The following is a 21,589-nucleotide window of genomic DNA, read 5'->3' as shown; positions in this document are numbered from 1 at the left end:
GGCTCCGCCAGGCGACGCGTCTTACTTGGCGGCGCTCAGCTTGCCACCCATCTGCGCGCAGGTGCCCTTGGCGACGAACTTCCAGTCCTTGGGGTCCTTGTCGGCCTTCGACTGGCCCGCGCACGAGTGGCTGCCCGAGCTGCTCGCGCAGTCGTTCTGCCCGGCCATGGCGACGCCGTAGCACTTTTCCTTGTCGGCATTGGCGTCGGCGGCATGCGCGACACCCGCCGAGAACAGACCGACGAGGGCGGCGGCAACGAGTGCGGATTGCTTGTTCATGGTGAAGACTCCTTGGTGTGTGTCATTGCCGCGCGGCAACACGAATGGAAGTCCGTCGCGGCGACCGTCGGCGACGATCTGGACGGTAGTCGGAGCCTTCGATGCGTTCCTTACACGCGTCGCGAATATTTTTTTTCGCGGCGGCACGATGCGCGCTCGGATCCGCGTGGCGGCGTAGACGAGTACGCCCGAGATGGGCGATGAAAGGGAAGTGTAAGGTGCGAGCGCAAGCGCGACGATAGCACCACCCCGCTGCAGCATGTCTCCCATCGAAGTGGGGTGTTGCATGGCTCGGACGTTTGTCCCTGGCCTCCTTGTCTCGGTACTATCGGGCTCTTGCCAAACCTTTCCCTTGTGATGCCATGCAACTGTCCGCCGCGGTGCCGATCCTCCGGATCTTCTCGGTCGAGAAGGCCAGGGAGTTCTACCTCGATTTCCTCGGCTTCACGCTCGACTGGGAGCACCGGTTCGAGCCGGAGCTGCCCATCTATATGCAGGTGCGCCGCTCGGGTTTGACGCTGCACCTGAGCGAACACTACGGCGACGCCACGCCGGGCTCGACCGTGTTCGTGCCGATGGAAGATATCGACGCATACCACCAGGAGCTGATCGCAAAACAGTACGGCTACGCGCGCCCCGGCATCGAGTCGCTGGGCTGGGGCCGGCAGATGCAGATCGCCGATCCGTTCGGAAACCGGCTGCGGTTCTGCGAGTTGTCCGGGGATTGAGGGCCCGCGTCCGGGGTTCGCTGACCTGGCGGACGCAAGACTGCCGACCGGACGCTACGGGAGTTTCCCAATAGGGAAAACTCTCGTCGAAGGCAGGACCGGGGTTCCGGCACCGCGATCGTGGTGCCAGCCCGCACTTCTCTAGTGCTCTCCGCACTCAAATTGCGCTTTTTCTCCGCTGTTTCCCGCGTTTTCAAGTGACGCGCCATAGGTCCGCGGGGCCTCATGTTCCCGGTTTCCCATATAGAACGTCGGGTGGCACAGGTTGTGCATATGGGAAACATCGGGAAACTTTTTGGGAAACCCTAGGGGAGTGCCACCGTGACCTATCCAGCAGCCATGTCGACGCCGGTCCAGCCGGCCGCTACCGACGAATCCAACCTCACCCGCGTGCTGTTCGCCAGTTCCGTCGGGACCATCATCGAATGGTATGACTTCCTGATCTACGGCACCGCGGCCGCGCTGATCTTCAACAAGCTGTTCTTTCCCGCCGCCGATCCGATGCTGGGCACGCTGGCGGCGCTCGGCAGCGCGGCCGTCGGCTTCCTCGCGCGTCCGTTCGGCGGCGCGGTGTTCGGGTTCATGGGCGACCGGCTCGGCCGCAAGTCGATGCTGCTGATGTCGCTGCTGCTGATGGGCGTCGGCACGTTTGCCATCGGCCTGCTGCCGACGTACCAGCAGATCGGCGTCTGGGCCCCCGTGCTGCTCGTGCTGCTGCGCATCGTGCAGGGCATCGGGCTCGGCGGCGAGTGGGGCGGGGCCGCATTGATGGTGCTCGAGCACTCGCCGAAGCACCGGCGCGGGTTGTACGGCAGCCTCGTGCAGGTCGGCTTTCCGCTTGGCCTGATTCTCTCCACCGCCGTGTTCTGGGCCGTGTCCTCGCTGCCCGAGGAAGCGCTGATGAGCTGGGGCTGGCGCGTGCCGTTCCTGCTGAGCATCGTGCTGGTGGGCCTCGGCAGCTTCGTGCGCATGCGCATCACGGAATCGCCGGTGTTCGAGGAAATGAAGGCGAAGAACGAGCTTGCGGCCAATCCGCTCAAGGAAGTCTTCACGCGCCACCGCAAGTCGTTCCTCGTGGCCATCGGCCTCAAGCTGTGCGAGGTGTCGTGGGTCTACCTGCTGACCGTATTCCTGGTTGTCTATGCCACGACGCACCTCGGCTTGCCCAAGAAGATGCTGCTCAACGCGATCTTTATCGCGGCCGTGATCGAGGTGTTCATCATGCCGCTGTTCGGGCTGCTGGCGGACCGCATCGGACGCCGTCCGCTGTTCTTCATCGGCACGGCCTTCACGATCCTGTTTGCCTACCCGATGTTCTGGATGGTCGATACCCGCGATCCGACGCTGATCGTCGCGGCAATCTCGATGGGCCTGATTCTTGGCCAGGGGATGATGTTCAGTATCGAGGCAACGTACTTCCCCGAGCTGTTCGGCGCGCGGGCACGTTACACCGGCGCTTCGTTCGGCTTTCAGGTGGCGGCAGCGATCGGGGGCGGCCTCACGCCGATCTTCGCGACCGTGCTCGTGGAGAAGCTCGGCGGTACCGCGGGGGTCTCGATGCTGCTGATCGGGGTGGCGATCGTCACGCTGGTCGCGGCCCTGTTTGCCCGGGAGACGCGCAACGATTCGATCCGCGAGGCGTGACATCGCCCGCAGGCTGCGCTAGACTAAAGTTTCCCATAGGGAAACTATGGGAAACCACCGACATTCCGACAGTCATCGACAACCGATCTTCATCATGCCGCAACCCACCCCCCTCAAGACGGAGCGCGCACCCGCGGCCGTCGGCCCTTACGCGCAAGGCGTCCGTCTGGGCGACCTCGTGTTCTGCTCGGGCCAGTTGCCCATCGACCCGGCCACGGGCGAGATTCCCGCCGACGTCGAGGGACAGACGCGCCAGTCGCTGGCCAACGTGGCCGCCGTGCTCGAGGCCGGCGGCGCGAGCCTGGCAAGCGTGGTCAAGACCACCGTGTTCCTGAAGGACATGAACCAGTTCGCGCTGATGAACGCCGTGTATCAGTCGTTCTTCGGCACCAGCGTACCCGCGCGCTCGACGATCGAAGTCGCGCGCCTGCCGCGCGACGTGCTCGTGGAGATCGAGGCGATCGCGGGCGTGCAGACCGGGGAGTGAGCCATGATCCAGTGGACCGGTGGGCGTCTGCACCACATCCATATCGCGCCGTCGGCGTCGTACGAGATGGAAGAACTCGACCGCGCCGAACTGATTGCCGGCAAAGGCATCGTCGGCGACCGCTATTTCCTCGGCACGGGCACGTATTCGCCCAAGCCCGACGTGCGCGAGGTCACGCTGTTCGCGGCCGAAGTGCTCGACGCGCTGGCGCGCAACGACCCGCCGCTGCAACAGGGGCCCATCCACCTCAAGCCCGAGGAACATCGCCGCAACCTGACGGTGTCCGGCGTGCCGCTCGACTACCTCGTCGGCAAGCGTTTTCGCGTCGGCAACGTGGTGCTCAAGGGCGGGCGGCTCAATTTCCCGTGCAAGTACCTCGAGGAGTTGCTCGGCATGCCGCTCTATCTGCCGCTCTACAACCGCTCGGGCCTCAACTGTTCGATTGTCGAGGGCGGATGGATCGAGAAGGGCGACCCGATCGAGCCGCTGGAATAAAACCGCTGATCTAACGTTTCCTGTCTCATGTCCGCACGCATCATCATGAAGCTCGTCGTCGATGAGGTCATCGACGACACCGCCGACGTCCGCGTCGTCACGTTCCGCCATCCGCGCCGGCCCACGCTGCCCGACGCCGAGCCCGGCGCGCACGTGGACGTGCATATCCCGGGCGGCAAGATCCGCCAGTACTCGCTGTGCAACGATCCGGCCGAGCCGGGCCGCTACCGCATCGCGGTCAAGCGCGAGGCCGACGGCCGCGGGGGTTCGCGCTGGCTGCACGAGCATCTGGCGCCGGGCATGGAGATTCCGGTCACGGTGCCGCGCAACAACTTCGGGCTGTCGCGCGACGCCGCGCGCCATGTCCTTATCGCGGGCGGCATCGGCATTACGCCGTTCGTCTCGATGGCGCGGCACCTCTCCGCGGCGCACGGGGACTTTACGCTCCACTATTGCGCGCGCACGGCCGCCGAGGCGCCGCTGCATGCCGAGCTGGCGCGGATCTGCTCGCCCGAACAGCTGCGGACATGGTTCAGCCGCGACCCGGAGGGCCAGCGTTTCGACGCGGCGATGCTGGCCACGCCCGTGCCGGGCACGCATATCTACTGCTGCGGTCCGGCGAGCCTCGTCAATGCGGTGCGCGAAGCGACGGCGGCATGGCCCGCGGAGCAGGTGCACTTCGAGGTCTTTGCGCCCACGCTCGACGAAAACTTCAAGCCGGAGCCGTTCGATATCCGCCTGGCGTCTACTGGCGAGACGATTCGCGTGCCGGCCGACACCTCGGCGCTGGCCGTGCTGCGGGAGCGGGGGTTCCCGCTGGCATCGTCGTGCGAGATGGGCGTGTGCGGATCGTGCGTCTGCGATTACACCGACGGCGTGGTCATCCATCGGGATTCCTTTCTCGACGCGTCGAAGCGTCAGGAGAAGCTCGCGCTGTGCGTGTCGCGCGCGCGTGTGGGGGTGACGCTCGATCTCTGATGCGAGGCCGCCGGTCGCCCGCCCCCGCGATTTTTGGCAGGCGGCGCACAAGGCGGTAAACTTGCGCGCAGATCAGGCAACTCGTATCGCACGCATGAAACCGAGCCGCATCTCAGGGAGCAAGAGAAAACCGTCGCAGGCGGAGCCGACCCCGGTCGCCGCCAACGAGCCGCCGGCCGCGGACTTGGCCGTGGGATCGTCGCAGGGAACGGCCCTGGACGCGGCCCTGGACGCGGCCGCCGGCTCCGCGCATGGCGCGCTGGGGCAGCGGCTGCGCCGCCATCGGCTCGATGCGCGCATGACGCTGGCCGAGGTGGCCGAGCGCTCGGGCTTCGGCAAGGCGTATCTGTCGCGGATCGAGAACGGCAAGAAGGTGCCCCCGATCGCCACGCTCGCGCGCATTGCCGCGGTGCTCGGCGTGGAACCGGGCGCGCTGCTGGCGGAGAGCGCGGGACCGGGCAACGCGGCGCCCGCGTGGCGCGGCGTCAGCCTCGTCAAGCGTGACGATCGCCGGCCCACGGTGCTGGGCGGCACGGCGTTCGGCTACAACTATCTGTCGGTCAGCAATGCCGCGCATGGCCAGGCCCTGCAGGCGTTCCTGTTCAGCTTTCCCGAAGAGATCGACAAGTACGTGTTCTTCGAGCACGACGGCGAGGAACTGATCCACGTGCTCGAGGGCAAGCTCGAGTGGCAGATCGGCATGGACAAGTACGTGCTCGAGCCTGGCGATACCATCCACTTCGACTCCCGCATCCCGCATCGCGGCCGCAGCCTATCCGGTTCCACCAAGGCGCTGATGGTCATGTACGCGCCGACCACCGACAAGGAAACGCTGGCCTAGGGTTGCCGCGGGTTACAGCGCCAGGTGAATCGGCTGGCTGCCCGCGGCGGGCATTGCGCAGCAGATCAGCGCTTCGCCTACCGGCACCGGGAACGACGGCGGCTGGGCATAGGTGACCTCGCCCTGCACCACGCGCGTGCGGCAGCTGCCGCAACTGCCGCCGCGGCAGCTGAACGCCGGTGACAGCCCGCGTTCCTCGGCGAGTTCGAGCAGCGAGCCGCCGCCGGGACTCCAGCGGGCCTCCTTGGCCGAATCGGTGAACATCACCGGCACCGCGGTCGTCGCCACCGGTGCAAGCACGGGCGCGTCGTCGCGCACGACCGAAGAGGTGCCGAATGCCTCGGCGTGGATGCGGTCGTTCGGTACGTTGAGCGCGCGCAGACCGTCGTACAGCGACTGCATGAACGGCGCCGGTCCGCACAGATAGAAATCGAAATCGTCGAAGGGCAGATGCGCGCGCAGCACGTCGATCGTGATGCGACCGGACTCGTCGTAATCCTTGCCGATGGTAGCGCCGGCCGGATCGCTGAGCAGGCGCACGACCTCCACCGCGCCGTTGCCGCGCAACGCCAGCGCATCGAGTTCCGCGCTGAACGCGCGCTCGGCCAGCGAACGCGCCGAATGAAAGAACCATGTCGGCCGCATGCGCTGCTTGCGCGTGCCTTCGTAGATCAGGTGGCGCAGCATCGCCAGCATCGGCGTGACCCCGATGCCCGCCGCCAGCAGCACGGCCGGCCGGCGCACGAACGGATCGATCGTGAAGGCGCCGGCGGGCGCGCGCGTCTCGATGATGTCGCCCACCTTCACATGGTCGTGCAGGTAGCCCGATACCTGGCCGTCGCGCTTGACGCTGATGCGGTAGCCGGTATCGGACGGCGCCACGGACAACGTGTAAGTCCGCAGGACCGGCGCATCGTGGCCCGGCAGCGTCAGGCGGATCGGCAGATGCTGGCCGGCATGATGCGCGATGATGCCGGCGTCGTCGGCCGGTGCCAGATGGAACGACCGCACTACGCTGCTTTCATCGACGATTCGCGTGACGCGGAACGGCCGCCACTGGTCGGCCACGCTGGCGGCACGCAGGCGGTCGGCCGCTTCGTTCCAGTTGCCCGTCAGCAGCGAGCTCGGGGCGGCGCCATCGGTCTTCGTGATCCAGCGCAGCGGCAGCGCGCCGTCGCGCCGCACGATCTGCTCGGGAATAAAGCGCCAGAGGCGTTCGGCGCCCTGGAATGCGGCAATCTCGGGCGAATCGACGATGACCTCGGCGCGCCCATGCATCTGCAGCAGTTCGCCCGTGGAGAAGTCGGCAAACGTCACGCCGGCCATGGGGTTGACCATGAAGTTGCCCAGCGTGTTGAAGAACAGGTTGCCCGCGAAGTCGGGAATCGTCATGCCGCCATCGGCGTCCAGGCGGACGAAGCCGGCCTTGCCGCCGCGGTGCGACACATCGACCTGGCGCGGTTCGCCGGGCACGTCGGCATACGACGCCACGAAGAATGCGCTGGCGGCCCCAATCAGCGCCCGCGCACGATCGTCGAGCGCATCGAGCCATTGCGGAACCGGACCGGTCAAGGCGGCGCCCGCAGCATCGCCCACCGTCGCGTCCACCGGCGTCAGCGTGCGTTCGTGGATATAGCGCGGGCAGTTGCCAAAGCTGTGTCCCACATCGATATGCGCGACACCGGGGGCATCGTGGCGCAGCACGCCGTTCATGCGATTGCGGCGGCGCGTGGCCAGGTCGATGCCGAGCAGGCCGATCGCATCGCCATCCTCGAAGCCCGCGTCGGCAGGATCGGCCGCATCGCGGACGATGGCGATATCGAGCACACGCGGGTCCGGCGAATGCAGGAAACCCGGCTGCCCCGTGCGCAACGTGGCCCAGACGCGGCCATCCGGCGCCACGGCGCCCAGCACGACAAACGGCAATTGCTCGAAGAACTCCCGATGCTGGTCGGGCATGTAGTCGCGCACCACGCGACGGCCGAGCTCGTCCATTCTGGCGGCAACGCCTACCCGCGTCTGCATCGCGAGTTCACCGGCATGCCATGGCGCACGGGTCGTGGACATGATCTGTACCTCCTGCATCGGGGATGGGTTTGTCAGGCGGCGAGGCCGACGGGCGTCTTCTGGAACTCGACGAAGCCGGGCAGGGCTTCCACGCGTTGCAGCCACTGGCGCACGTTGGCGTAGTCCTTCAGATCGACGAAGCCTTCCGGGGCGCGCGCCGTGTAGCTGTACAGCGCGACGTCCGCGATGGTCGGATGATCGGCGGCGAACCACTCGCGGCCGGCCAGCGCGTCGTCCATGCGCTTGAGTACGACGTGGGCGCGGGTGATGACCTGCTTGCTGTCCAGCGGCGCGGCAAACACGGTGATAAGGCGGGCGGCGGCGGGGCCGAAGGCGATATCGCCGGCGGCGACCGATAGCCAGCGTTGCACGGCCGCCGATTCGGCGGGCGTTTCCGGCAGCCAGTCGGTCTTGCCGAACTTCTTGCTCAGGTAGATCAGGATCGCATTCGAGTCCGGTACCACCGTGTCGCCGTCCACCAGCACGGGCACCTGGCCAAACGGGTTGATCGCCAGGAACTCGGGCTTCTTGTGGGCGCCGGTGCCCAGATCGACATTGATCAGCTCGAACGGGGTGCCGATCAGCGACAGGAACAGGCGGGCACGGTGGGAGTGGCCGGAGAGCGGGTGGTAGTAGAGCTTCATGGTGTGTCCTCGGTTGTTGGTTTCGCACGTAATGTCGTGCTGGAAACCATCATAGGACCACTCGAAGTGCGGAAAAACAGGCGAATCGCGAAGGTATTCTTCTTGAAACAAGAAGAATCGAGGCTAGTTCAGCGATTTGTCGGCCCGAAGCCGCTCGATGGCCAGATCGAGGAACGCGCGGACCTTCTGCATGGCGTGCCGGCCCTCGCGGTGGATCACATGGATGGGCTGCGGGGTCGTCTCGAATTCCGCGAGCACGACGCGTAATGTGCCGGACCATAACTCGGCCGCCACCTGATAAGACAGCGCCCGCGCGATACCGAGGCCGCTCACCGCCGCGCGGATCGCGGAATCGTTCGTCGTGGTGGTCAGCCGCGGCTGAAACCGCAGCGGGTAGGGCGCGTCATCGACCACGAAGCGCCATTCGGGCGTCAGCGCGACGGCCGTGGTGTGGATCAGGCTGTGCTGCAAGAGCTCGTCGGGCGTGCGCGGTGTGCCGTGCTGCTCGAGGTAGGACGGCGCCGCGCACAGGACCCGGCGGACCCGCCCGACCTGCACCGCCTGCAGCGAGGAACTCGACAGCTCGCCGATGCGGACGGCCACATCGACGCCCTCATCGACGAAGTTGACGTTGCGGTCGAGCAGCAGCGTGCTGACATCGACTTCGGGATAGCGCTGGAGATACTCGACGACGATGGGCATGACATGCCGCGCGCCGAACAGCGTCGACGCCGTCACGACCAGATGGCCGCGTGGCGTGCCATGGGTGCCGGCCGCGCCGAGTTCGGCCTCCTCGATCTCGCCGAGGATGCGGCGGCAGTTCTCGAAATAGGCCGAGCCGGTGTCGGTCGGCCGCACGAGCCGCGTGGTCCGCGTAAGCAGCCGCACGCCGAGGTGCGCCTCGAGCTCGGTCACGACGCGGCTGACCACCGACAGCGAGACGTCGAGCTTGCGCGCGGCCGCGGTGAACCCGCCCGACTCGACGACCGCGACGAACGTCTTCATGGCCTGCAGTCGATCCACGCGTGCTCCCCAAGGTAGTTGATGGCACGGAGTATATCGACTGCGCGCGCGGAGACGCTAGGCCGCCGCCTCCATCTTCATCGTCAGCGGGGTGCGCTGGCCCAGTGCCACGTAGGCCGCCTCCAGCAGCGCGCGCGTGTACGCGTGCTGCGGCCGATCGAGGATGTCATCGACGCTGCCTTCCTCGACGATGCGCCCCTGGTGCATGACCACGATGCGATCGGCGACCTCGGAGACGGCCGCGAGGTTGTGCGATACGAAGAAGCAGGCAAAGCCATGCGTGCGCTGCAATTCGCGGAACAGCGTCAGCACTTGCTTCTGGATCGTCATGTCGAGCGCGGACACGGGCTCGTCGGCCACGACCAGCGCGGGATTGCGGATGAGCGCGCGTGCAATCGCCACGCGCTGGCGCTGCCCGCCCGACAACGCATGCGGAAAGCGCTCGGCGAGTCCATCGAGCCCCACCTCGGCGAGCATGCGATCGACACGCAGCCGGCGCTCGCCCGCGGTCATGGGCCCGGCATGGTCGAGCGGCTCCGCCACGATCTCGCCGATGCGCTGGCGCGGGTCGAGCGAGGAGTAGGGATCCTGGAACACCATCTGGCACGCCAGGCGGAACTCGCGCTGCGCCTGGCGGCCGCCGCTGCCCACGGGCTGGCCGCGGAACTGCAGCGTGCCGCCCGCCAGCGGCAGCAGGCCGATCATCGCGCGGCCCAGTGTGGTCTTGCCCGAGCCGGAACCGCCCACCACCGCCACGACTTCACCGGGGCGGATGGCCAGCGATACGCGATCGACGGCCAGCTTGTCCGTGCCGCGCGAGAACATGCGGTGCGCGCCGGGATAGGCCACCGAGACATCGCGCGCCTCGATCACGGGCGGTGCGTCGGCCACGGCCGGTCGCCCGACCGCGCGCCGCGGCAGCGCGTCGATGAGGCTGCGCGTATAGGCCGTCTTCGGCTCGCACAGGACGGTGCGCGCGCTGCCGTACTCCACCTGGTCGCCGCGGCGCAGCACGAGCACGGAGTCCGCGTAGTGCGCGACCAGTTGCAGGTCGTGCGTGACCAGCAGCACGGCGGTGCCGCTGTTGCGCGTGAGGTCCGCCATGATTTCCATGACCTCCCGCTGGCTCAGCGCGTCGAGCGCGGTGGTCGGCTCGTCGGCAATCAGCAGGCGCGGCTTGAGCAGCATGACCGAGGCCAGCATGATGCGCTGGCGCATGCCGCCCGAGAACGCATGGGGGAACGAGGCCATGCAGGTCTCGGGATCGGCGATCTGCACGCGGCGCAGCATCTCGATGGCGCGCTCGCGCGCGACTTTGGGAGCCAGCTTTTCGTGCAGCAGCAGTCCTTCGCACAACTGCGCGCCCACGGTCATGGCCGGGTTCAGCGAGACCATCGGTTCCTGAAAGACCATGCCCGCCACCTGTCCGCGCAGGCCGCGCATCGCGCGGTCGGACAGCACGGCCACGTCCTTGCCGTCGAGGGTGATGGTGCCGCCGGTCTGCTTCACCTGCGCCGGCAGCAGCCGCATGATGGCGCGGCCGGCCATGGTCTTGCCGCTGCCCGACTCCCCGACCAGCGCGAGCACTTCGCCGGGCGCCATCTCGAACGAGATGCCCTTGAGAATCGCGTTGCCGCCGTTGCTGTGGAGGGTCAGGTTGCGCACCGACAGCAGCGGCGCGGGGGTGGGGGCATTGTTGGCGATCGTCATGCCTGCTCCATGCGGGGGTCGAGCCAGTCGCGCAGTGCGTCGCCCAGCAGATTGATGCCCAGCAGCGTGAGGGCGATACACAGGCCAGGCGCGATGCCGAGCCATGCTGCGGATTCGATATAGGGACGGCCCGACGAGAGCATGTTGCCCCACGTCGGCGCGGGCGGCGGGACACCGAGCCCGAGGAAGCTCAGCGCGCTTTCCGCAAGGACCACCCAGCCGAACATCGACGTGCCCAGCACCATCAGCGGCGCGGCGCAGTTCGGCAGGATATGGCGCAGCATCGTCGTGAGTTCGCTATTGCCGATGACGCGGGAGGCCTCGACGAATTCCTTCTCGCGCAGCGACAGCACGGTGCCGCGGACCAGGCGCACGACCGTCGGCGTATAGGCGAGCCCCAGCGCCAGCACGATGCCGTACTTGTTGGCACCCGTGATGACCATGATGCCGAGCGCGAGCAGGATGCCCGGAAACGCCAGCAGCGCATCGTTGACGACCATCATCACGCGATCGGTGCGGCCGCGGAAGTAGCCGGCGACGAGGCCGAACAGCGTGCCGAGCAGCAGCGCGAGCACCACGGTCAGCGCCGCGACGAGCAGGCTTGCGCCCGCGCCGGCAATCAGGCGAGAAAGAATGTCGCGGCCGAACTCGTCGGTGCCGAGCCAGTGCAGGTCCGTGGGTGGCTTGAGCCGCATGCGCAGGTTGAGCTTGAGCGGATCGAACGGCGTCCACACCATCGACAGCAGCGCCATCGTGACCACGGTACCGACCAGGGTGCCGCCGATGGCCGCATTGAGACGAAGTTTCATGACGTTGCCACTCGCGGGTCGAAGAGGGGATAGAACAGGTCGACCACAAGGTTGACCACGACGTAGATGACCGCGGTGAACAGCAGGCAGCCCTGCACCACGGGATAGTCGCGCGCGAAGATCGCATCGACGAGCAGCCGGCCGAGGCCCGGCAGCGTGAACACGGTTTCCAGCACCGCGATGCCGCCCAGCAGGTTGCCGAGCACGAGGCCGATCATCGTCCATGTGGGCGCGAACGCATTGGGCAGCACGTGGCGCAGCAGCACGCGGCGTTCGGACAGGCCCTTGGCGCGCGCGTGGGTCACGTACTCGAGGCGCAGGGTCTCGATGGCGCTGGCCCGCGCCATGCGCGTCAGCACGCCCATCTCGATCAGCGTCAGCGTGACGATCGGCAGCAGCAGGTAGCTCAGTGCCGCGCGCCAGTCCTCGCTGAATGCCACGTAGCCGACCACGGGTACCCAGCCGAGCTTCAGGCCGACCAGCAACAGCAACAGCAGCCCCAGCCAGAAGCTCGGGATCGACAGGAAGAACGTGGCGCCCGCGACGATCACGGTATCGGTGAGCGAGTTCTGCTTCCACGCCGCGAACAGTCCGGCGGGCACCGCGATCGCGGCGGCGGCCGCCACGGCGACGAGCACGATGGTCGCGCTGACCTGGAACCGCTCGATCAGCAGCGGCAGCACCGCTTCATTGGTGGTGATGGAGTGGCCGAGGTCGCCACGGACCATATGCGAGAGCCAGACGCCGAACTGCACGACGATCGGCTGGTCGAGGCCCAGTTGCGAACGCAGGTCGGCCAGCTGCTCCGCCGTGCCGCTGTCGCCGAGGATCAGCTGCGCGGGGTCGCCCGGAATCAGGCGCATGAGCACGAACACGAGCAGCGCCACCAGCAGCAGCGTCGGCAGTGTCCACAGCGCGCGCCGCAGCAGATAAAGAAGGAACGAGGATGACACGGGGTAGGCTCCGGTTACTTGTTGCTGGCGAACGCGACGCGCCACGCGCGCGGCTGTCCCAGCGGCCAGCCGTGGAAGTTGCTCACATAGTTGCGGGCCGCGCTCGTACGCGTTTCCGAATAGACGAAGATGGCCGGCACGTCTTCCCGCATGCGGGCCTCGAGCGCGTCGAATGCGGCCTGCCGCCGCGCGGGATCGCTCTCGTTCATGCTCTCGTTGAGCAGGCGGATCGCCTCGGGGTTCTCCCACACCTTGCGTGGCTGCTTGTCCTTCGGCCCGACGATCATCTCGTACGACAGCGACGGATCCAGACGGGCCGAGTAGCTGAAGGCCATGGCCTGATAGTCGCCGCGCGTATAGCGGTCCAGCAGCGTGGCCCAGTCGAGCACTTCCACGTCCACGCGCAGGCCCGCTTCCGCCGCCATGGCCTGCGTCAGCACCGCGATATCGAACAGCGCGTTGTAGCGCTTGGTCGTCAGGATCTTGATGGTCTGGCCACGGTAGCCGGCCTCGTTCAGCAGCTTGCGCGCCGCGGCGATATCGCGGCCCGGCATCACGGCCTGCGGCTTCCCGTAGAACGGGCTCGGCCGCGGAATCACGGACCGGCTCGCCTTCGAGTTGCCGCCCGTCACCGCATCGACGAGCTCGGGCACGTCGAGCGTCAGCGCGATCGCACGGCGGATGCGCGCATCCTTGAGCACGGGGTCGCGCGTCTGGAACAGCAGGCCGGCCTGGCTCATCGTCGGCGTGCTGTCCAGCAGGATGTCCTTGCGCGCGCGGTAGTCGGGCAGGTCGTTGTCCTCGACGTCGGGAATCACGTCGATATTGCCCGACAGCAGCGCGGCCTTGGCCGCCGACGGATCGGGCACGACCATGAAGCGGACCCTGGCGATCTCGGGCGTCTTGTTGCCCGTGTTGCCGTCGCGCTTGCCCGGCAGCGGCTGGTAGTACGGATTGCGCTGGAGCTCCAGATACTGGCCGCGCTTCCAGTCCGCGAGCTTGTAGGGGCCCGACCCGACGAGCTCGCGCCACTTGCCGTCATGGCCAATGGAACTGCGGTGATAGATACCGGTGCCGCCGCAGTCGGGCCGCGCCAGCGTCTTCAGGAACAGCGCCGACGGCTTGTCGAGCGTATAGACCACCGTCAGCGGATCCTTCGCCGCCACGTTGACCACCTTCGCGTAGCCGCGGCCATCGAACTCCGAGAGGCAGCGCCAGTTGTTCGCGGGGGTCATGTAACGGTGCCATGCAAAGACGACGTCGTCCGAGGTGATCGGCGCGCCGTTCTGGAATTTGAGGCCCGGACGCAACGTGAACGTGTACGTGAGTCCGTCCGCGGACACATCGACCTTCTGCGCGAGCAGGGGGCCGACCGAGGTGTCTTCGCGGAACGCGACGAGGCCCTCGACCAGATGGGCCACCACGGCGTCGGTATTGACGTCGCGGTTGATGCCCGGGTCGGTCGAGCGGATATCGGCATTGAGCCGCACGCGCAGCGTGTCCTGTGCCGGCTGCGCGAACGCAGTCAGCGTGAACAGGCCCGCAGCGGCCAATATCAACTTCGTCGCGTGTGCCATGCTGTCTCCTCCCGCGACCGTCATCGACCGGTGGCTTGCTGAATGTCCATCTCCAGATGGAACCTGGTGAAACTCGGGTACAGCGCGGGCAGCATCGACACCTCCATGGAACCCAGCTCCGGCTCCATCACGATCATCGCGACGGTGGCGGAGAGGTTGTTGCTGGTATTGGGACGCGGCGGACGGCAGACCGACCACGGCGTCTCGAAATCGTCGAACAATGCGTTCTTGATCGTATCGACGGTGATCTTGCCGATATGCGGCGTCACGAGCTGGCGCACGCGTTCGTCACGATAGAGCGAATCGGGCATCTTCTGGATGCCGAGGTCGCGCAGCTTGGTCAGCGCGACGGCACTGAGCCAGTGGTTCGCATGCACGACGACGCCACGCTCGGGCTGGACCTGGAAGGTTTCGTCGGGCGCGCACTCGAAGTTGATGGCGACGCCCCCGGCGTGCGCCACCATGATGTTGTTCGCCGCGGACTTGGCCGTTACGTACACGGCCTGCATGGCGAGCGCGAGGCGCTTCTGCTCCAGCACCTTGCGGCGGATCAGTGCCAGCGGCACCGCGAGTGTGCGATAGTCGCGTTCGCATTCGAGGTAGTTCGCGGTGATGGAGATGCCCGCCGCGTTCATGCCGGAGCGCGCGAGCGCGCCGGCTTCGGTGAACGTCAGGTAGTCGGGCCCGTCTTCGCGATGCACCTTCAGCACGACCGACGACTCGGCGCACTCGGCCTTCCAGTCCCAGTTCTGGGCATGGATCACGCGGCCGTGCGCGGTGGCTTCCGGCAGGGCGATCACGCCCGTGCAGCCGTCCGGATCGATCGGCACCGGCTGCTTGTTGCGCATGCGGTCGGCCAGCTTCAGGACTTCCGTGCGGGCGTTCAGCATGACCACGGCGGCGTATTCCACGCCGGCACCCTCGGCGATGCCGTGCATCTCGTCGATATAGCTCGCGTCGAATGCGGCGATGGTCGGCTCGAACGTGGCCACGATCTTCTGGAGCTCCGGCCAGCCGAGCTTGTTGTTCTCCAGTTGGCGGGAGTAATGTTCAATGCCACGCTTGATGCGCGTTGCGGCTTGCTCGCCGTATTGGCGGCCACGCTCGCGCGGCGGCCCGCTGACTTCGATCAGCGGGCATTCGGGAGCGGGTGCGACTTGTCGGTTTTCGGTCATGGTCGGAGGGTGCGGCGGGAGAGGTCAGGAGTAGCGTTATGGTTGTGTGTAGGATTCAAAGTGTATTTTGGTGACACAAAAAAATCAATGGAATATCCGAACAGCGTTCCAAACGAAACGCCCGCGGAGGGTTCTGGCCGCACGCGCCTGGCATTGCAGGACCGCATCGCACAATGGATCCGCGACGAGTCGCTGGAGGCCGGGGATCGTCTGAACGAACAGAAACTGGCGGAGTCGCTGGGGGTCTCGCGCACGCCGATCCGTGCGGCGCTGGACCAGCTGGAGGCGCAGGGCTTTGTCGAACGGCGCCGCAACAAGGGCGTGGCGCTGCTGGCGCCGCCGCCGGTGGCGGAGGCGGAGACGCCCGTGCCGGCCGACGAGGACGAGCTGCTCGCGCGCATCGCGCACGACCGCCAGCGCAAGTCGCTGCCGGACGAGGTCTCCGAGCGCGACCTGATGGAGCGCTACAACGAGACGCGCGTGACCATCAAGCAGGCGCTGGTGCGGCTCGCGGACCTCGGTATCGTCGAGCGGCGGCTCGGCTACCGGTGGAAGTTCCAGGACGCGGTCTGGTACAGCGAGGCGCGGCTGGAGAGTTACCGGTTCCGGCTCGTGATCGAGCCCGCGGCGATCCTGGAGCCGTCGTTCGTGCTGCCGCCGGACTGGGCCGCGCGTATGCGCATCCAGCATTCGGCGTTCCTCACGCAGCCGTGGACGGAGGCGTCACCGATCGCGTTCTTCGAGACCAACGCGGCGTTCCATGAAGGGCTGGCCATTGCCTCGGGCAACCGGTTCTATGTGGATGCGATCCGGCGCCTGAACCGCATCCGCCGGCTATCGAACTACGACTGGAAGCACGGCAGCGGGCGTGTGGAGATCAGTTGCCACGAGCATCTGGGCATTCTGGCGGCGCTCGAATCCGGCAATCGAGAGGGGGCGGCCGAGCTGATGCGCAAGCATCTGGAAGTAGCGAGCAAGCTCAAGGCGTCGCCCGCGGCGCAGCCGCAGTCCGCGCAGGCGGCGTCCGTTCAGGACGCCTTGTAACTCGTCAGGTGGATGCTGGTCTCCGTGGCGCTGATGCCACGGATCAGCCGCACGCGCTCGAGCACGGACGCCAGCCCGTCGAGCGACGGCGCCCGGACTTCCGCCAGCAGGTCCCATCGCCCATTGGTGTCGTGCAGCGCCGAGACACCGGGCTCCCCCAGCAGGCGCGCGATGACCTCGCGCGCCTGGTTTCCTTCCACGGCAATGCTCATCCACGCGGCAATCGCGTCGCGCTGGGCTTCCGGCCGGACCTGCACCGTATAACCGACGATGATGCCCGCCTTTTCCAGCCGGGCGATACGGTTGGCGATCGTGGTGCGCGCCACGCCGAGCCGATGGGCAAGCAGGGCGGCACTGGCCCGCGCATTGGCCCGGAGCAGGCCCAGCAGTTGGTGGTCGAAGTCGTCCATGACTGGAAAGGCGGTTGTCGGCATGAAGGCGCGGTGATACGATGCTTAAAGTATTTTGTGAATACAATAAGCAATACGATACCCAAATCCGCGATGAAACGCCAGACCCATCCCCTCTTGTCGCCGTCGCCCGGCGTGTCCCTCGGACTCGTGAGCCACCACTTTGGCGAGCCGGGGGGCGGCCGCAAGGTCTATCTGCAGGCCGGCCTGCATGCGGACGAGATTCCCGCAATGCTCACGGCGACGGTGCTCAAGGAGAAATTCGCGGCGCTCGAGCAGGCGGGGCGCGTGCGCGGAGAGGTCGTGCTCGTCTCGGCCGCGAATCCGATCGGGCTCGCGCAGGGCGTCCTCGGCAACTTTATCGGCCGCTTCGAGGTGACGAGCGGCAAGAATTTCAATCGCGACTTTCCGATGGTAGCCACCGAGGTCAGCGCCGCGATTGCCGAGCAGCTGACGCAGAATGGCCAGGAAAACCTGCGCATCGTGCGCGCCGCGTGGCGCGAGGCGCTGCTCGCGCGCAAGCCGGTATCGGCGTTCGCGTCGCTGCAGCAGACGCTGATGCTGCTCGCGCATGACGCCGACTATGTGCTGGATCTGCATTGCTCGCGCGAGGCGGGCATGCACGTCTACACCGGCGATGCGATCTGGCGCGAAGTGGAACCGCTGGCGCGCTATCTGGGCGCGACCGCGAGCCTGCTTGCGCTGGACTCGGGCGCGTACTCGTTCGACGAGGCGCACAGCTACACGTGGTATCAGATCCAGCAGGCGTTCGGGGAGCGTTATCCGATTCCGCATGGCAGCGTGGCGGTGACCGTGGAACACCGCGGCCAGCGGGACGTGACGGACGCGCTGGCGCGGCAGGATGCCGATGCGCTGATCGCATATCTGACGTATGTCGGCATCATCGACGGGGAGGCGCCGCCGCTGCCGCCACTGCTGCAGCCGGCCACGCCGCTGGCGGGCAGCGAACAGCTGGTGGCGCCGGTGGCGGGCATCCTCGTGTATCGCACCGCGGTGGGTTCGACGGTCCGGCCCGGGCAGGCGCTGTTCGATATCGTCGACCCGGTCGATGGCACGCGTACGACCATGGAGAGCCACACGGGAGGCGTGTTCTACATGGGGCGCGAGGTGCGCTTTGTGAAGCCGGGCGACCAGATCGGGCGTGTCTCGGGCTCGCGTGCCTACCGGACGGGCAAGCTGCTGAGCCCCTGAGACGCTAATCCCGGGTTACTTGCGCCGCTGCGCCATATAAGACAGATAGGCAATCGCGGCATCGAGGTCCGCGTCGCTCAGGTTCGACGGCGGAAAGCTCGGCATCTGCATACCCGGCCATGCACGAATCGCGCGCGGATTGCGGATGAACTCGCGCAGTACGCCCGGCTGGAAATACTCGGTCGGGCTGCGCGGCACATTGAGGTCGGGGCCCAGCGTGGCGTCGCCCGCGCCGTTGAGCTTGTGGCACACCATGCATTGCGTGGCCACGACCGACTGTCCGACCCGGATGACCGAGTCGGCCGGCACTTCGCTGCCGACCGCGATCTGCGGCCACTTGCCCGCGCGCGCGGACACCGTGCGGATCGACCCGATCTGGAACGGCCACTGTTCGCTCTTGACGCCCGAAGCCTCGGGATGCAGCCACACCAGATAGAACGGCCCGGTCGCCTTGCCATCGGTTGCGCGCGGCCACGGCTTGTCCGGCGGTTCGATGGCGAGCCACGGCTCGGCGCCCTTGCCGCGCATGTTGGCGGAGCCCCCGGCCACGAGCGCATGGGGCAGGTTGGTCACGTATCCATCGGTCGCGGCAATCTGCAGGTCTTCCTCTTTGCCAAGCCTGTCGATACCGGGCAACGCGCGCAGCGGCACCGCGCGATAGGTCATCGTGCGGTGGTACGACACATCGCCGGGCACCGTGATGGTCTTCGCGTCCTGGCGTGCAAGCAGTTGCTGCGTGGTCAGCGTGACCGCATTGATCTTCAGTTCCGCAGCGCTGGCGACACCGACGAAAGTCAGTGCGGCCAGCGCAAGCGCGGGCAGGCGTACGTATTTCAAGTTGAACCGCTCACAAGAGATCCACGACACCGCCATCGACGCGCAGCGATGCGCCCGTCGTGGCCGACGCCTGCGGCGAACTCGCATACACGACCATGTTCGCCACCTCGTCCACATTCGCGGCACGCAGGATCAGCGACGTGCTGCGGTGCTCCATCACGAAGTCGCGCCCGGCTTCCTCGAGGCTCTTGCCGGTGCGGGCGATATCGTCCTTGAGCATCGCCGCCACGCCTTCGGTCAGCGTCGGCCCCGGCAGCACCGAGTTGACCGTCACGCCGGTACCCGCCAGACGCTTGGCCAGCCCGCGCGCGATGGCAATCTGGGCGGTCTTGGTAAAACCGTAGTGGACCATGTCCACGGGAATATTGAAACCGGACTCCGACGCGATAAAGACGATGCGGCCCCACTTGCGCGTGGCCATGCCCTGCGCATACGCGCGCGACAGCCGCACACCACTCATCACGTTCACCTGGAAGAAGCGTTCCCAGTCGCTGTCCGGAATGTCGAAGAAGTCTTTCAACTCGAAGATGCCGAGATTGTTGATCAGCACATCGACGTCGGGGTGCGCGGCCACGATCTTCTCGCATTGCGCCGGCTCCGACAAATCGCCGACAAAGCCGACCACCTGCGCGCCGGGCACGGCCGCGGCGATGGTCTGGTGTGCCTTTTCCACGCCGGCCGCGTTGCGGCCGTTGATGATGACGCGCGCGCCAGCGGCCGCAAGCCCCTTGGCGGAGGCAAGGCCGATGCCCGCGGTGGAACCCGTGACGAGGGCCGTCTTGCCGGAGAGATCGATTTTCATGCGAACTCCATAAAGTGGGTCATTCGAGCAACGGATGATCGCACAGTGCGGAATTCAACGTCCGTGCAAAAACAAAACAGCCGGCGCGAGGCCGGCTGTTTCGTCAAAGACGGGGAAGCGTGTTACTGGAACAGCTTCGTCGCTTGCAGGATCGTGTTGTACACGCCCCAGCACAGCGGGATCGTGACATACAGCCAGAACGCCGCCAGCAGGCCCTTGTTGGTTTCGACAGTCTTGTTTTCCATGTCGATTCGCTCCTGATAGGGTGGTTGCGGATTAGTGGGCAGGACCGGCGGCGCCGCCCATGCGTGCCACGTCCGCGTCGCTCATGTGGTGCTTTTCGTTGACGCGCGACACCAGCAGGTTGCACAGGAAGCCGACCACCAGCACGCCGGCCATGATGTGCACGGTCATCGTGTACGCCTGCGCGGCGGCCACGCCTTGCGACACCTGGTACTCGCGCACGTAGTTCACGATCACCGGGCCGGCGATACCGGCGGCGGCCCAGGCGGTCAGCAGACGGCCGTGGATGCCACCGACGTAGGCGGTGCCGAACATGTCGGCCAGATAGGCCGGGATGGTCGCGAAGCCGCCGCCGTACATCGACATGATCACGCAGTAGGCCAGCACGAACAGCACGATGTTGCCCGAGGCGCCCAGCTCGGGCACCAGCCAGTACAGGATCGCGCCCAGCACGAAGAACACGAAGTACGTGTTCTTGCGGCCCAGGAAGTCCGACGACGAGGCCCAGACGAAACGGCCGCCCATGTTGAACAGCGACAGCAGGCCGACGAAGCCGGCGGCGGAAGCCGCATTCACGGTGCTCTTGAAGCTTTCCTGAATCATCAGCGAAGCCTGGCCCAGAATGCCGATACCGGCGGTCACATTCAGGAACAGCACGAGCCACAGCAGATAGAACTGGGGCGTCTTGAGGGCCTGATCGATATGCACGTGGTTCTTCGAGACCATCTTGCTGGTGGTCTGCGGCGGGGTCCAGCCTTCCGGCTTCCAGCCGGGGGGCGGAACGCGGATGGCCAGCGAGCCGATGGTCATCGAGATGAAGTACGCCACGCCCAGTACCAGGAAGGTCTGCGCCACGCCGACCGAAGTCGCGCTCTTGAAGTAGTTCATCAGCGCCACGGACAGCGGTGCGGCGATCATCGCGCCGCCGCCGAAGCCCATGATGGCCATGCCGGTCGCCATGCCGCGGCGGTCCGGGAACCAGCGGATGAGCGTCGACACCGGCGACACGTAGCCGAGGCCCAGGCCGATACCGCCGAGTACCCCGTAGCCAAGGTACAGTAGCCAGATCTGGTGCAGGTACACGCCCAGCGAGGAGACCAGGAAGCCGCTGCCGAAGCAGCATGCCGCCGTGAACATGGTCATGCGCGGACCGACGCGCTCGAGCCATTTGCCGGCGAATGCGGCCGAAATACCGAGGAAGAAAATCGCGAGGGAGAAAATCCAGCCCAGCGTGGTCAGCTTCCAGTCATCGGGCGCTGCCTCGGTAATGCCGATAGCCTTGGACAGCGGGCCATTGAACACCGAAAACGCATAGGCCTGACCAATGCACAGGTGCACGGCGAGGGCGGCAGGCGGCACCATCCACCGGGAAAAACCCGGTTTGGCGTAAGTCGCCTCTTTTGAAAAAAACGGTGCGTGGCCGTAAGCCACGCTGCCGCCATCATTCATGACACTGCTCATGACGTAAATCTCCAGACAGGGATCCGGGACAGCACGACCAAGGACCTGGCGTGTCCGGCCGGGTAGTCTGAGGCACCCTTGCCGGATTGACCCCGTCACGCCGTGGCCGCACTGCCCAACGATGCCGCACTGGCAGCCGCGCGCGAGCGCGCCTGCCGATGCGGCGTTTT

The 21,589-nt window shown here is 66.6% G+C and carries 22 protein-coding genes; 8 read left to right on the top strand and 14 right to left on the bottom strand.

What is annotated here, in order from left to right:
* Positions 1-21: 21 nt before the first annotated feature.
* On the bottom strand, positions 22-279 hold the full coding sequence (locus AAHB16_RS09890; RefSeq protein ID WP_150374939.1) for a BufA1 family periplasmic bufferin-type metallophore: 258 nt from the start codon (positions 277-279) through the stop codon (positions 22-24).
* Between the two features lie 362 nt (positions 280-641).
* Here AAHB16_RS09890 and AAHB16_RS09885 point away from each other — a divergent pair, with 362 nt between their 5' ends.
* The 6 genes from AAHB16_RS09885 to AAHB16_RS09860 all read left to right on the top strand — a co-directional run bounded on the left by AAHB16_RS09885 (position 642) and on the right by AAHB16_RS09860 (position 5,452).
* On the top strand, positions 642-1,007 hold the full coding sequence (locus tag AAHB16_RS09885) for a glyoxalase superfamily protein (protein WP_342050753.1): 366 nt from the start codon (positions 642-644) through the stop codon (positions 1,005-1,007).
* Positions 1,008-1,328: 321 nt separating this feature from the next.
* A complete protein-coding gene (locus AAHB16_RS09880; protein WP_223851755.1) occupies positions 1,329-2,651 on the top strand; it encodes an MFS transporter in 1,323 nt (440 codons plus the stop codon).
* 94 nt (positions 2,652-2,745) lie between these two features.
* Complete coding sequence (locus AAHB16_RS09875; protein ID WP_150374937.1) at positions 2,746-3,138, top strand: RidA family protein; 393 nt, start codon at positions 2,746-2,748, stop codon at positions 3,136-3,138.
* A gap of 3 nt (positions 3,139-3,141) precedes the next feature.
* The gene (locus AAHB16_RS09870; protein WP_150374936.1) at positions 3,142-3,633 is read left to right on the top strand and encodes an MOSC domain-containing protein; all 492 of its coding nucleotides are present in this window, start codon (positions 3,142-3,144) and stop codon (positions 3,631-3,633) included.
* Between the two features lie 27 nt (positions 3,634-3,660).
* Positions 3,661-4,611, top strand: a complete 951-nt coding sequence (locus tag AAHB16_RS09865; protein ID WP_342050752.1) for a PDR/VanB family oxidoreductase — start codon at positions 3,661-3,663, stop codon at positions 4,609-4,611.
* 94 nt (positions 4,612-4,705) lie between these two features.
* Positions 4,706-5,452, top strand: a complete 747-nt coding sequence (locus AAHB16_RS09860; protein ID WP_342050751.1) for a helix-turn-helix domain-containing protein — start codon at positions 4,706-4,708, stop codon at positions 5,450-5,452.
* A gap of 12 nt (positions 5,453-5,464) precedes the next feature.
* Here the strand turns inward: AAHB16_RS09860 and AAHB16_RS09855 are convergent, their stop codons facing one another.
* The 8 genes from AAHB16_RS09855 to AAHB16_RS09820 all read right to left on the bottom strand — a co-directional run bounded on the left by AAHB16_RS09855 (position 5,465) and on the right by AAHB16_RS09820 (position 15,410).
* Positions 5,465-7,519: a 2Fe-2S iron-sulfur cluster-binding protein gene (locus AAHB16_RS09855; protein WP_342050750.1), complete on the bottom strand. Its 2,055-nt coding sequence runs from the start codon at positions 7,517-7,519 to the stop codon at positions 5,465-5,467.
* A gap of 32 nt (positions 7,520-7,551) precedes the next feature.
* Positions 7,552-8,163 carry a glutathione S-transferase family protein gene (locus tag AAHB16_RS09850; RefSeq protein ID WP_150374932.1) on the bottom strand — a complete coding sequence of 204 codons (612 nt, stop codon included), beginning with the start codon at positions 8,161-8,163 and terminating at the stop codon, positions 7,552-7,554.
* A gap of 123 nt (positions 8,164-8,286) precedes the next feature.
* Positions 8,287-9,186, bottom strand: a complete 900-nt coding sequence (locus tag AAHB16_RS09845) for a LysR family transcriptional regulator (RefSeq protein ID WP_342050749.1) — start codon at positions 9,184-9,186, stop codon at positions 8,287-8,289.
* Between the two features lie 57 nt (positions 9,187-9,243).
* A complete protein-coding gene (locus AAHB16_RS09840; RefSeq protein WP_342050748.1) occupies positions 9,244-10,896 on the bottom strand; it encodes an ABC transporter ATP-binding protein in 1,653 nt (550 codons plus the stop codon).
* Positions 10,893-11,705, bottom strand: a complete 813-nt coding sequence (locus AAHB16_RS09835; protein WP_150374929.1) for an ABC transporter permease — start codon at positions 11,703-11,705, stop codon at positions 10,893-10,895. Before AAHB16_RS09835 ends, AAHB16_RS09840 begins: the two co-directional genes overlap by 4 nt.
* Positions 11,702-12,658: an ABC transporter permease gene (locus AAHB16_RS09830; protein WP_150374928.1), complete on the bottom strand. Its 957-nt coding sequence runs from the start codon at positions 12,656-12,658 to the stop codon at positions 11,702-11,704. Before AAHB16_RS09830 ends, AAHB16_RS09835 begins: the two co-directional genes overlap by 4 nt.
* 14 nt (positions 12,659-12,672) lie before the next feature.
* Positions 12,673-14,235: an ABC transporter substrate-binding protein gene (locus tag AAHB16_RS09825; protein WP_342050747.1), complete on the bottom strand. Its 1,563-nt coding sequence runs from the start codon at positions 14,233-14,235 to the stop codon at positions 12,673-12,675.
* Positions 14,236-14,255: 20 nt separating this feature from the next.
* Complete coding sequence (locus AAHB16_RS09820; RefSeq protein ID WP_342050746.1) at positions 14,256-15,410, bottom strand: C45 family peptidase; 1,155 nt, start codon at positions 15,408-15,410, stop codon at positions 14,256-14,258.
* An 87-nt stretch (positions 15,411-15,497) separates the two neighbouring features.
* On the opposite strand from AAHB16_RS09820, the gene AAHB16_RS09815 reads away from it, so the two are divergent.
* A complete protein-coding gene (locus AAHB16_RS09815; RefSeq protein ID WP_150374925.1) occupies positions 15,498-16,454 on the top strand; it encodes a GntR family transcriptional regulator in 957 nt (318 codons plus the stop codon).
* Here the strand turns inward: AAHB16_RS09815 and AAHB16_RS09810 are convergent.
* Entirely contained in the window at positions 16,439-16,864 is a 426-nt protein-coding gene (locus AAHB16_RS09810) for an Lrp/AsnC family transcriptional regulator (protein WP_150377336.1), read from the bottom strand. The two genes, AAHB16_RS09815 and AAHB16_RS09810, sit on opposite strands and share 16 nt — an antisense overlap.
* A 93-nt stretch (positions 16,865-16,957) precedes the next feature.
* Here AAHB16_RS09810 and AAHB16_RS09805 point away from each other — a divergent pair, with 93 nt between their 5' ends.
* Positions 16,958-18,076 (top strand): succinylglutamate desuccinylase/aspartoacylase family protein, encoded by a 1,119-nt coding sequence (locus AAHB16_RS09805; RefSeq protein ID WP_342050745.1) that lies wholly within the window; start codon positions 16,958-16,960, stop codon positions 18,074-18,076.
* 15 nt (positions 18,077-18,091) lie between these two features.
* Here the strand turns inward: AAHB16_RS09805 and AAHB16_RS09800 are convergent, their stop codons facing one another.
* The 4 genes from AAHB16_RS09800 to AAHB16_RS09785 form a co-directional block, all read right to left on the bottom strand.
* Positions 18,092-18,913, bottom strand: coding sequence for a c-type cytochrome (locus AAHB16_RS09800; protein ID WP_342050744.1), 822 nt, complete (start codon positions 18,911-18,913; stop codon positions 18,092-18,094).
* A gap of 10 nt (positions 18,914-18,923) precedes the next feature.
* Positions 18,924-19,715, bottom strand: a complete 792-nt coding sequence (locus tag AAHB16_RS09795) for an SDR family NAD(P)-dependent oxidoreductase (protein WP_342050743.1) — start codon at positions 19,713-19,715, stop codon at positions 18,924-18,926.
* A 122-nt stretch (positions 19,716-19,837) separates the two neighbouring features.
* Positions 19,838-19,960, bottom strand: a complete 123-nt coding sequence (locus AAHB16_RS09790) for an MFS transporter small subunit (protein ID WP_150374921.1) — start codon at positions 19,958-19,960, stop codon at positions 19,838-19,840.
* Positions 19,961-19,991: 31 nt separating this feature from the next.
* The gene (locus AAHB16_RS09785; RefSeq protein WP_150374920.1) at positions 19,992-21,419 is read right to left on the bottom strand and encodes an L-lactate MFS transporter; all 1,428 of its coding nucleotides are present in this window, start codon (positions 21,417-21,419) and stop codon (positions 19,992-19,994) included.
* Between the last annotated feature and the right edge of the window lie 170 nt (positions 21,420-21,589).

The sequence above is a fragment of the Cupriavidus sp. OTU4054 genome (assembly GCF_038440175.1).
Lineage (GTDB): Bacteria > Pseudomonadota > Gammaproteobacteria > Burkholderiales > Burkholderiaceae > Cupriavidus > Cupriavidus pauculus_D.
Note: the sequence above shows the minus strand (reverse complement) of the source record. Positions and strands in the feature narration are given on the sequence as shown.

What these genes read in the sequence shown, in the direction of transcription:
- AAHB16_RS09890 (WP_150374939.1), bottom strand. Translation starts at nt 279, where the DNA reads ATGAACAAGCAATCCGCACTCGTTGCCGCCGCCCTCGTCGGTCTGTTC.
- AAHB16_RS09885 (WP_342050753.1), top strand. Translation starts at nt 642, where the DNA reads ATGCAACTGTCCGCCGCGGTGCCGATCCTCCGGATCTTCTCGGTCGAG.
- AAHB16_RS09875 (WP_150374937.1), top strand. Translation starts at nt 2,746, where the DNA reads ATGCCGCAACCCACCCCCCTCAAGACGGAGCGCGCACCCGCGGCCGTC.
- AAHB16_RS09870 (WP_150374936.1), top strand. Translation starts at nt 3,142, where the DNA reads ATGATCCAGTGGACCGGTGGGCGTCTGCACCACATCCATATCGCGCCG.
- AAHB16_RS09865 (WP_342050752.1), top strand. Translation starts at nt 3,661, where the DNA reads ATGTCCGCACGCATCATCATGAAGCTCGTCGTCGATGAGGTCATCGAC.
- AAHB16_RS09860 (WP_342050751.1), top strand. Translation starts at nt 4,706, where the DNA reads ATGAAACCGAGCCGCATCTCAGGGAGCAAGAGAAAACCGTCGCAGGCG.
- AAHB16_RS09855 (WP_342050750.1), bottom strand. Translation starts at nt 7,519, where the DNA reads ATGTCCACGACCCGTGCGCCATGGCATGCCGGTGAACTCGCGATGCAG.
- AAHB16_RS09850 (WP_150374932.1), bottom strand. Translation starts at nt 8,163, where the DNA reads ATGAAGCTCTACTACCACCCGCTCTCCGGCCACTCCCACCGTGCCCGC.
- AAHB16_RS09840 (WP_342050748.1), bottom strand. Translation starts at nt 10,896, where the DNA reads ATGACGATCGCCAACAATGCCCCCACCCCCGCGCCGCTGCTGTCGGTG.
- AAHB16_RS09835 (WP_150374929.1), bottom strand. Translation starts at nt 11,705, where the DNA reads ATGAAACTTCGTCTCAATGCGGCCATCGGCGGCACCCTGGTCGGTACC.
- AAHB16_RS09825 (WP_342050747.1), bottom strand. Translation starts at nt 14,235, where the DNA reads ATGGCACACGCGACGAAGTTGATATTGGCCGCTGCGGGCCTGTTCACG.
- AAHB16_RS09820 (WP_342050746.1), bottom strand. Translation starts at nt 15,410, where the DNA reads ATGACCGAAAACCGACAAGTCGCACCCGCTCCCGAATGCCCGCTGATC.
- AAHB16_RS09815 (WP_150374925.1), top strand. Translation starts at nt 15,498, where the DNA reads ATGGAATATCCGAACAGCGTTCCAAACGAAACGCCCGCGGAGGGTTCT.
- AAHB16_RS09810 (WP_150377336.1), bottom strand. Translation starts at nt 16,864, where the DNA reads ATGGACGACTTCGACCACCAACTGCTGGGCCTGCTCCGGGCCAATGCG.
- AAHB16_RS09805 (WP_342050745.1), top strand. Translation starts at nt 16,958, where the DNA reads ATGAAACGCCAGACCCATCCCCTCTTGTCGCCGTCGCCCGGCGTGTCC.
- AAHB16_RS09795 (WP_342050743.1), bottom strand. Translation starts at nt 19,715, where the DNA reads ATGAAAATCGATCTCTCCGGCAAGACGGCCCTCGTCACGGGTTCCACC.
- AAHB16_RS09790 (WP_150374921.1), bottom strand. Translation starts at nt 19,960, where the DNA reads ATGGAAAACAAGACTGTCGAAACCAACAAGGGCCTGCTGGCGGCGTTC.
- AAHB16_RS09785 (WP_150374920.1), bottom strand. Translation starts at nt 21,419, where the DNA reads ATGAGCAGTGTCATGAATGATGGCGGCAGCGTGGCTTACGGCCACGCA.